This window comes from Rudaea sp., assembly GCF_036383415.1.
Taxonomy (GTDB): Bacteria; Pseudomonadota; Gammaproteobacteria; order Xanthomonadales; family Rhodanobacteraceae; genus Rudaea.
The window spans coordinates 1-4722 of the sequence record NZ_DASVOK010000035.1 but is presented as its reverse complement, the minus strand read 5'-3'; the positions used below and the strand labels follow the sequence as shown (position 1 = coordinate 4722).

Below are 4722 nucleotides of genomic sequence, written 5' to 3'. Positions count from 1 at the left end.
GCCCTGGTTCGCTCGCTCGACCCGAAGCCCGGCGCGCAATTCAGCGCGACCGCGCCCGAATTCGTCGCGCCCGACGCCTACGCGCGGCGCCAGGCCGGCCGCTGGGTCGTGGCCCTGAGCCCGCACTGCCAGCCACGCCTGTCGATCAACCGCCACTACTCGGGCCTGATCGCGCGCGCGCAACGCGACGATGCGCAGTACCTGCGCGGCCAGCTGCAGGAAGCACGCTGGCTGATCAAGAGCCTGGCGACGCGCGCGGACACGATGCTCAAGGTCGCCAGTGCGATCGTGCGCGCGCAGAGCGCGTTCCTCGACTTCGGCCCCGAGGCGATGCGCCCGCTCGTGCTGCGCGACATCGCCGACGAAATCGGCATGCACGAATCCACTGTTTCGCGCATGACCACGCGCAAGTACCTGCACACGCCGCGCGGCACGTTCGAGTTCAAGTTCTTCTTCTCCTCCGGCGTCGGCACGGTCGACGGCGGCGCCGCCTCGTCGACTGCGATCCAGGCGATGATCAAGAAGCTGATCGACGACGAGACCCCGCGCAAGCCCTTGTCGGACCAGGCCTTGACTGCCGAGCTGAACAAGCGCGGCATCGAAGTCGCCCGGCGTACCGTGGCGAAATACCGCGAGGGTATGAATATTCCTTCATCTTCTGAGCGCGGCCGCTTGTGCTTGGCCGCCTCTGCGCTATGATCTAAACCGCATCCACTAAAAGACAGGAGGCACGGAACCATCGACTAGAGCATCGGTCTGAATTTCTGTCCGCCTTGTCGGGCGGACCTCGTGAAACTTCAATACCAGAGGAATTCGTCATGCAGATTACCGTCAGTGGGCATCAAGTCATCGTCACCCCCGCCCTGCGCGATTACGCCGAAAGCAAGCTCGGACGCATCGTCCGACATTTCGAGCACCTGCATGATGCCGCTGTGGTCCTCTCCGTCGAGAAGCTGTTCCAGAAAGCCGAAGCCACCGTGCACTGCGCGGTGAACAAGACCATCCACGCCGACGCCACCGGCGCCGACCTCTACGCCGCGATCGATGGCCTCGCCGACAAGCTCGACCGCCAGGTGAAGAAGCACAAGGAAAAGATCCAGAACCACCACCGCGACGTCGTGCGCGAGGCACGCTACGCGAGTTAAGACGCGCGACTCGGCATCGAGATAGTCATCTCCGCCAAAGGGCGCGAAGCCGCCGCTTCGCGCCCTTCGCGTCTGTGCCGATAAAAAAACTCCGCGTATCGCCACCGTTCCGTCGAACTGGCAGAATGAAGGCTCCCGAGCCCACCGCCAGCCAATGGAACGCCTGACCGCCCGCGAACTGTTCGACAAGGTGTCCGAGCGCCTCGCGCTGCGCTGGGTCGCAGGCGAAGCCGGCGAGAAGCGTGCGATCGCCCCAGCCGAGAAGCAGGCGCGGCGCCCTTCGCTGGCCGGCTATCTCAACATCATCTATCCGAACAAGATCCAGATCATCGGCACCGAAGAGCTCAATTGGCTCAACGGTCTGGATACGCGCGAGCGCTGGGAGGCGGTCGAGCGCATCATCGCGTTCCAACCAACCGCGCTGATCGTGACCAAGGATCAGGATGTGCCCGCCGACGTGCTCACCGCGGCGAACGAGAGCAACACGCCGATCTGGCTCAGTCCCAAGCGCGGCCACGAACTGCTGACCTACCTGCAATACCACTTGACGCGCCTGCTCGCGCGGCGCGTGACCCTGCACGGCGTGCTGATGGAGGTCTACTCAATCGGCGTGCTGATCACCGGCGAATCGGGTTCGGGCAAGAGCGAGCTTGCGCTCGAACTGATCACGCGCGGCCATCGTCTCGTCGCCGACGACGCGCCCGAATTCACCCAGATCGCGCCCGACGTGATCGACGGCTCCTGCCCGGAGATCCTGCAGGACCTGCTCGAGGTGCGCGGCCTGGGCATCCTCAACGTGCGCGAGATGTTCGGCCAGACTGCGGTCAAGCCGTCGAAGTACCTGCGCCTGATCGTCCACCTCGCGACGACGAAGAAGATCGACAACGACGAAACCGGACTCGAGCGCATCTACGGCGACAACAGCTATCGCGAAATCCTCGACACCAAGGTGCCGCAGACCACGATCCCGGTCGCCGCCGGACGCAACCTCGCCGTGCTCGTCGAGGCCGCCGTGCGCAACCACATGCTCAAGACCAAGGGCATCGATCCGGCACAGACCTTCCTCGACCGCCAGGCGCATCAGATGTTGCGCCAGTCGCCGTGGTGAGCCCGATGGCGACGAGTGAAAAAGTGGAAAAAGCGCATAATGTCGCATCACGCCTCGTCGTGATCAGCGGCATGTCGGGCGCGGGCAAGACGATCGCGCTGCGCGCGCTCGAGGATCTCGACTACTACTGTGTCGACAACCTGCCCGCAGCGCTGATGCCCGCGTTCGTCGCCGCGGCGACCGCGGGTGCAACGGGTCCGCATCCGCGTCTTGCCGTTGGCATCGACGTGCGCAACAGCAGCGAGGACCTGCAGCGCGTGCCGGCCATCCTCGCCGAGCTCGCGCAGCAAGGCATCGAGCACGAGCTGATTTTCCTCGATGCGCGCGACGAGGTGCTGTTCAAGCGCTATTCGGATACGCGCCGCCGCCACCCGCTGACCGGCGACGGCCTGTCGTTGAACGAGGCGATCGCACTCGAACGCAAGCGCCTGAAGCCTGTCTCGGTCATCGCCAACCGCGTGATCGATACGAGCGAGCTCAACGTGCACCAGTTGCGCCGGCTTATGGCGACCGAGCTCGGCATGGTCGGCGGCGAGCTGTCGCTGCTGTTCGAATCGTTCGCCTACAAGCGCGGCGTGCCCGCGGATGCGGACTTCGTCTTCGACGCGCGCTGCCTGCCGAACCCGCACTGGGACGCGCGCGTGCGCCCGCTGTCCGGTCGCGACGCCGCGGTGCGCGAGTGGCTCGAAGCGAAGCCGGAAGTCGGGCAATATCTCGGCGAAATCTCCGCCTTCCTCGACACTTGGCTGCCGCGCTTCGAGGCGGACAACCGCTCCTACGTGACGATCTGCATCGGCTGCACCGGCGGCCGCCACCGCTCGGTCTACCTCGCCGAGAAACTCGCCGAGCACTTCCGCACGACGCGCGAGCAGGTGCTGACGTTCCACAGGGAGTTGGAGTGATGGCCGTCGGCATACTTCTGCTCACCCACGAAAGCATGGGCGACGCGCTGATCGAAACCTCGCGCCACCTGCTCGGCAGGATCAGCCTCAAGGTCGACGCGTTGGCGATTCCGCCTGGCGCCGACATCGATTTCGCGATGGAGGCGACCGCATCGCGCATCCGCGCGCTCGATTCGGGCGGCGGCGTGCTCGTGCTGACCGACGTGTTCGGCGCGACGCCGAGCAACGTGCTCGACCGCATCGCGCCGACCGGCGTGGCGACCAAACGCGTCTCCGGCCTCAACCTGCCGATGCTGCTGCGCGTGCTAAATTACCCGGAGCAGTCGCTCGCCGAGCTCGCGCAGACCGCGGAACAAGGCGGCCGCGCGGGCATCCGCATCGACTGAAGGCGCAAGGACCAAGGATGCTCGAACGCGAAATCACGATCAGCAACAAGCTCGGCCTGCATGCGCGCGCCTCCGCCAAGCTCGTGCAGCTGCTGCAGGGTTACAAGGCCAGTGCATTCCTGATCTTCAAGGGCCGCGAGGTCAACGCGAAAAGCATCATGGGCGTGATGATGCTCGCCGCCGGCGTCGGCAATCCGATCACGCTGCGCACCGACGGCGCGGACGAAGAAACGGCGATGGCCGCGATGGTCGACCTGTTCAACCGCAAGTTCGACGAGGGCGCATGATCCGATGAGCGGTCGCCTTGTCCTGATTGGAACCGCTGCCGCGCGAGGCATGGCGCTCGGCCGCGCGCGCCTGGTCCAGCCAAGCCAGATCAACGTCGACGAGCGCCCGCTGCCGGCCACGGAAGTCGAGGCCGAGGTCGCCAAGCTAGCCGCCGCGCTTGCCGCCGCGCGCTCCGAACTCGCCGTGCTGCGCGACAAGCTGCATGGCGCGCTGTCGCACGAGGTCGGCGAATTCATCGACGCGCACAGCATGATCCTCGACGACCCCGAACTCGTCGACGGCCTCTACGACCTGATCCGCACCGCGCGCCTGCGCGCGAGCGCGGCACTCAAGGTGCAGCGCGACCGCCTCGTCGCCGCATTCGATGCGATCGACGATCCCTACCTGCGCAGCCGGCGCGAGGACGTCGACCACGTCATCGGCCGCGTGCAGGGCGAACTGACCCGCGACAAGACCCCGGCCGAGCGCCAGATCGCCGCGCGCGTCGGCACCATCCTGGTCAGCGACACGGTGGCGCCGGCCGAGTTGGCGCAGATGCGCGAGACCGGCGTGCTCGCGCTGGTCACGACCGCGGGCAGCCCGCTCTCGCACAGCGCGATCCTCGCGCGTTCGATGCGCATGCCGATGCTGGTCGGCGTGCACGACGCGCTCAAGGAAATCTCCGACGACGATCTCATCCTCGTCGACGGCCGCAGCGGCCAGGTCGTGGTCCATCCGACCGCGCAGGACCTAGCCGTCTACCGCCACTACCAGCGCGAACAGGCGCGCAGCGCGGACGAGCTCTCGCGCCTGCGTGGCGCGCGCACGTTGACCCGCGACCAGGTCGAGATCCGTCTCTACGCGAACGCGGAGCAGCCCGCGGACATCGCCCAGGCACACGCGCTCGGCGTCAG

General features: G+C 66.4%; 7 protein-coding genes. All 7 read left to right on the top strand.

Annotated elements, in window-relative coordinates; translation table 11 throughout:
• The coding region (gene rpoN / locus VF497_RS01195; RefSeq protein ID WP_330885446.1) for an RNA polymerase factor sigma-54 at positions 1 to 699 on the top strand (699 nt) is incomplete at its 5' end.
• 119 nt (positions 700 to 818) lie between these two features.
• Positions 819 to 1145 carry a ribosome hibernation-promoting factor, HPF/YfiA family gene (gene hpf, locus VF497_RS01190; RefSeq protein ID WP_330885444.1) on the top strand — a complete coding sequence of 109 codons (327 nt, stop codon included), beginning with the start codon at positions 819 to 821 and terminating at the stop codon, positions 1143 to 1145.
• A gap of 154 nt (positions 1146 to 1299) precedes the next feature.
• The gene (hprK, locus tag VF497_RS01185; protein WP_330885442.1) at positions 1300 to 2253 is read left to right on the top strand and encodes an HPr(Ser) kinase/phosphatase; all 954 of its coding nucleotides are present in this window, start codon (positions 1300 to 1302) and stop codon (positions 2251 to 2253) included.
• A 5-nt stretch (positions 2254 to 2258) separates the two neighbouring features.
• Positions 2259 to 3155, top strand: a complete 897-nt coding sequence (gene rapZ / locus VF497_RS01180; protein WP_330885439.1) for an RNase adapter RapZ — start codon at positions 2259 to 2261, stop codon at positions 3153 to 3155.
• Positions 3155 to 3541 (top strand): PTS fructose IIA subunit family protein, encoded by a 387-nt coding sequence (locus VF497_RS01175; RefSeq protein ID WP_330885437.1) that lies wholly within the window; start codon positions 3155 to 3157, stop codon positions 3539 to 3541. Before rapZ ends, VF497_RS01175 begins: the two co-directional genes overlap by 1 nt.
• A 17-nt stretch (positions 3542 to 3558) precedes the next feature.
• Complete coding sequence (locus VF497_RS01170) at positions 3559 to 3828, top strand: HPr family phosphocarrier protein (protein WP_330885435.1); 270 nt, start codon at positions 3559 to 3561, stop codon at positions 3826 to 3828.
• A 4-nt stretch (positions 3829 to 3832) separates the two neighbouring features.
• Positions 3833 to 4722: phosphoenolpyruvate-utilizing N-terminal domain-containing protein (locus VF497_RS01165; RefSeq protein WP_330885433.1), on the top strand; the 890-nt coding region annotated here is incomplete at its 3' end.

Excerpts from the sequence above, each read along its gene's own strand:
- hpf (WP_330885444.1), top strand. The coding sequence starts at position 819 with ATGCAGATTACCGTCAGTGGGCATCAAGTCATCGTCACCCCCGCCCTG.
- hprK (WP_330885442.1), top strand. The coding sequence starts at position 1,300 with ATGGAACGCCTGACCGCCCGCGAACTGTTCGACAAGGTGTCCGAGCGC.
- rapZ (WP_330885439.1), top strand. The coding sequence starts at position 2,259 with ATGGCGACGAGTGAAAAAGTGGAAAAAGCGCATAATGTCGCATCACGC.
- VF497_RS01175 (WP_330885437.1), top strand. The coding sequence starts at position 3,155 with ATGGCCGTCGGCATACTTCTGCTCACCCACGAAAGCATGGGCGACGCG.
- VF497_RS01170 (WP_330885435.1), top strand. The coding sequence starts at position 3,559 with ATGCTCGAACGCGAAATCACGATCAGCAACAAGCTCGGCCTGCATGCG.